Origin of the sequence: Mesorhizobium sp. M7A.F.Ca.AU.001.01.1.1 (assembly GCF_004022735.1) — a bacterium.
GTDB classification, from domain to species: domain Bacteria; phylum Pseudomonadota; class Alphaproteobacteria; order Rhizobiales; family Rhizobiaceae; genus Mesorhizobium; species Mesorhizobium ciceri.
The window spans coordinates 1-3,624 of sequence record NZ_RZPF01000669.1; the positions used below are offsets into that span (position 1 = coordinate 1).

Below are 3,624 nucleotides of genomic sequence, written 5' to 3' on the forward strand. Positions count from 1 at the left end.
ACAGCTCCACCCGGTCACCGGCTTGCCACGCACGAGGATTTCGCCGCTGGTCGGCTTGACCACGCCCGAGAGGATCTTGATCAGCGTCGACTTGCCGGCGCCATTGTCGCCGAGCAGGCCGACCACCTCGCCGCGGTCGACGCTGAGATTGACCCCGCCCAGTGCATAGACCTGGCCATAGGACTTGCTGATGTCGCGCAGTTCGATGAGGCGTTCGGCCATCGGATGCTCGCTTTCATTGTCTCGTGCCGGCGTCGTCGCCAGCGGTCCCGCCGGCCGGGGCCTGAGATCCCGGCCGGCGGCTTGGGAGGTCAGCGCAGCGCCTGCTTGGCGAGCTCGGCGACGATCTCGTAATTTTCGGGCGTGACGAAGCCGGCGCCGGTGTCGACATTCATCGGCGCCAGCCCCAGCACAACCTGCTGGCAGAGGCTGAGGATCGGCAGATAGCCCTGCAGGAACGGCTGCTGGTCGGCGGTCAATTGCACCCAGCCACCCTTGAAACCCTCGACGATCTGCGGGCTGGTGTCGAAGCCGAAATTGAAGATCTCGCCCGCCTTGCGTCCGGCCGCCTGCATATAGGTCGAGACATTGCCGAGCATCTGCCCGCCGGGATAGCCGACCGCCTTGACGTCGGGATTGTTGAGCAGCGCCGCGGTGATCACCGGAATGGCCAGGTTGGGATCGGACGCCCATTCGCCGCTCGGCGGTGAGGACAACTGGATGACCTCGACGCCGGCTTCCTTGAGCGCCGCCACCGTGCCGCGTTCGCGCGCGCCGCGACTTTCGTTTTCGAACGGACCGATCATGATCGCCTTGTCGCCGGCCTTCAGCTTGCCCAGTTTGAACGCCTCGGCGCCGAGCGCGCGGCCCTGCTGTTCCTGCTGGGCGCCGACATAGCCGCCGCCGAACGCTTCCACCACCTTCGGCACAGGCACGTTCTGGTACATCATCTTGATGCCGTCCTTGTGCGCCTGTTCGGCGAGCGGCATGATTGATGCGTCGCCCGGATGGCCCATCATGGCGATGCCGTTGGGCTTGACCGCGACGGCCTCGCGCAGTTGCTGCACCATCTTTTCGATGTCCCACTGGGAGAAGATGTAGTCGACCTTCGGCCCCAGATCGGCCTCTGCCTGCTTGGCGCCATTGTAGACGATGGTGCCGAAAGCGTCGCCCTCGGCGCCGCCGACGAAGAAGCGGATGTGGACGTCCTTGCACCATTTGGCGTCGAGCGCCTGCGCGGGCAAGGTGGAGATCGCAGCGGCAAGCACCGTGGCGGCGGCCACGACGGTCGAGCGCAGAACTGTCCTTCTCATCGTCATGCTCATGCACTTATCCTCCCTTTTTGTCCTCGCAAGCGAGGGGTTTCGACATTCGCTTCGGCAATGTGCGTTGCAGACATCCCGGCCGGCTCCTCCCGCCGGCCGATCCTCACATCGGGTTCGGCAGGTAGCTGGCCCCTCCCCGGCATTGCTTGAGATATTCCAGCGCGCGCACCTGCCCGGTGATTTCGAGATCGCCTCGATAGACAGGGTCGTGCCAGCCTTCGATGTCGATGGCGCCCTTGTATCCGGCCAGCCGCAATTCGCTGATCACCCGCGTCCAGTCGCTGTCGCCGAAGCCCGGCGTTCGCATCTGCACGAAGGGCAGCCGGCCGAACACGCCATGCTCGCGGATGACATCCCAGCGCACCGTCGCGTCCTTGCCGTGGACGTGGAAGATGCGCGGCGCCCATTTGCGGATCTGCGGCATCGGATCGATCAGATAGACGAGCTGGTGGCAGGGCTCCCATTCCAGTCCGAGATTGTCGTCCGGCACTTCGTTGAACATCAGCTCCCAGGCGTCCGGATTGTGGGCGATGTTCCAGTCGCCGGCGGCCCAGTTGCCGTCCATCGCGCAGTTCTCGAAGGCGATGCGCACGCCCTTGTCGGCGGCGCGCCTGGCCAGCGGTCCCCAGACCTCCTTGAAGCGCGGCAGGCTGTCGGTCAGCTTCTTGCCGCGCAGGCGGCCGGTGAAGCCGCTGACCATCGAGGTGCCGAACAGATGCGCATTGTCGATGACCGTCTCCCAGGCCTTGAGCACGCCGCGATCGACCTCGCCGTCTTCCAGCGGATTGCCGAACACGCCGAGCGAGGACACGGTGACGTCGGCATCGCCGATCGCCTCGCGGATCTGGCCGGCCAGCCGCGGCAAATCCTTGCCGCCCAGCGTCTGCCAGAAGAAGGGCTGGATGCTCTCGAAGCCGAGCGGCAGGATCTGCTTGATGTAAGCCGCCGGGTCGTCGAGATTGGCCCGCACCATGGTGCCGATCCGGATGTCGAGAAGCGGGTTCGGCGTCATTGTGCTTCCTCTGCGATTGTCACGCGGCGGCCGGTCTCGGCGCTTTCGATGGCGCCAAAAACCATGGCCAGGCTCTTGATGTTGTCGCCGCCGCGCGTTTCCGGCTCGGTGCCGGTCTCGATGGCGTGCATGAAATCCTGGAGAATGCCGAGATGGCCGCCGACGCGATCGGACGCATCGAGCGGCGGCACCTCGATCGGCTGGGTTTTGTCGAACATTCCCTCGCGGCCCGGCATCACTGCTTCTGCCCTCAAATCGTCATGACCGTCCCAGATGAGGCTGCCGCGCTCGGCAACGATGCGCCATGCACTTTCCCAACTGGTGCGGAAGCCGGCCGCGCACCAGCTGCCGGCGTAGGTGAAGACCTTGCCGTCGCCGAGATCGAAGACGGCGCTGGCCGAAGATCCCTGCCTGTACCAGGAACTGGCCGGCTCCCATTCCTGGCAATAGACGCCGGCCGGCTCGCCATTCACCATATAGCGAGCGGCGTCGAAGGTGTGGATCGCCATGTCGAGCAGCAGCACATGGGCCATCTCCTCGCGAAAACCGCCGAAATGCGGCGCGACGAAGAAGTCGGCGTGGATGCTGGTCGGCGCACCGATGGCGCCGGAGTCCAGGAACCTCCGGATGCGCCTGACATTGGCGACATAGCGGCGGTTCTGCACGACCGCATGGATGCGCCCGGCGCGGCGCGCGGCCTCGACGATGGCGCGCGCATTTTCCGGACTGTCGGCGAGCGGCTTTTCCGTCAGCAGATGGCAATTGTGCGCAAAGGCGGACAGCGCGACCGCGCGCCGGGCGGCGGGAACCACGACATCGAACACCGCTTGCGGTTTGATCTGATCGAGGACGGCATCGAGGCTGCTGCCGATGACGGCATTGGTGAGGCCGTATTCGTGCGCCCGCGCCCGTGCCCTGTCGGCATCGAGATCCACAAGGCCGACAATGGCGAGCCCGTTGACTTGCTGCGCGGCATCGAGCCAGGCCTTGCTCATCGCTCCGCAGCCGACCAGGACGGCATTGATCATCCGGCGCTCCTCCTCCGCTCGGTCCCTCCAGACCGATCGTCACGGCATCCACGGCATGACCGTAAACGTTTTTCCGTAAACGTTTACGAGAACACACCCGAAGGCGTAGAATGTCAATTGGCCGCTCGTGAAAATCGTCCTGTCGCCTTGGCCTGAGCGGCTACCGGTGCTAGCCAAGCAAGGGGAGTACAGTCACTTGGCATCCAGCATTCATGACCTTGCCCGTCACCTGAACATTTCGATCGGCACGGTGTCGCGG

At 64.9% G+C, this 3,624-nt stretch carries 4 protein-coding genes; all 4 read right to left on the reverse strand.

The genetic code is table 11. The features are described from left to right. Window positions 1-222, reverse strand: a 222-nt coding sequence (locus EN884_RS29455) for an ATP-binding cassette domain-containing protein (RefSeq protein WP_128360897.1), incomplete at its 3' end; no start/stop codon positions are given. Between the two features lie 89 nt (window positions 223-311). Then, window positions 312-1,325 (reverse strand): substrate-binding domain-containing protein, encoded by a 1,014-nt coding sequence (locus tag EN884_RS29460; RefSeq protein WP_013530992.1) that lies wholly within the window; start codon window positions 1,323-1,325, stop codon window positions 312-314. A gap of 103 nt (window positions 1,326-1,428) precedes the next feature. Next, the gene (locus EN884_RS29465) at window positions 1,429-2,337 is read right to left on the reverse strand and encodes a sugar phosphate isomerase/epimerase (RefSeq protein ID WP_013530991.1); all 909 of its coding nucleotides are present in this window, start codon (window positions 2,335-2,337) and stop codon (window positions 1,429-1,431) included. After that, window positions 2,334-3,365, reverse strand: a complete 1,032-nt coding sequence (locus tag EN884_RS29470) for a Gfo/Idh/MocA family oxidoreductase (RefSeq protein ID WP_063168291.1) — start codon at window positions 3,363-3,365, stop codon at window positions 2,334-2,336. The genes EN884_RS29465 and EN884_RS29470 overlap by 4 nt, the downstream gene beginning before the upstream one ends. Window positions 3,366-3,624 lie beyond the last annotated feature (259 nt).

What these genes read in the sequence shown, in the direction of transcription:
- EN884_RS29460 (WP_013530992.1), bottom strand. Translation starts at nt 1,325, where the DNA reads ATGAGCATGACGATGAGAAGGACAGTTCTGCGCTCGACCGTCGTGGCC.
- EN884_RS29465 (WP_013530991.1), bottom strand. Translation starts at nt 2,337, where the DNA reads ATGACGCCGAACCCGCTTCTCGACATCCGGATCGGCACCATGGTGCGG.
- EN884_RS29470 (WP_063168291.1), bottom strand. Translation starts at nt 3,365, where the DNA reads ATGATCAATGCCGTCCTGGTCGGCTGCGGAGCGATGAGCAAGGCCTGG.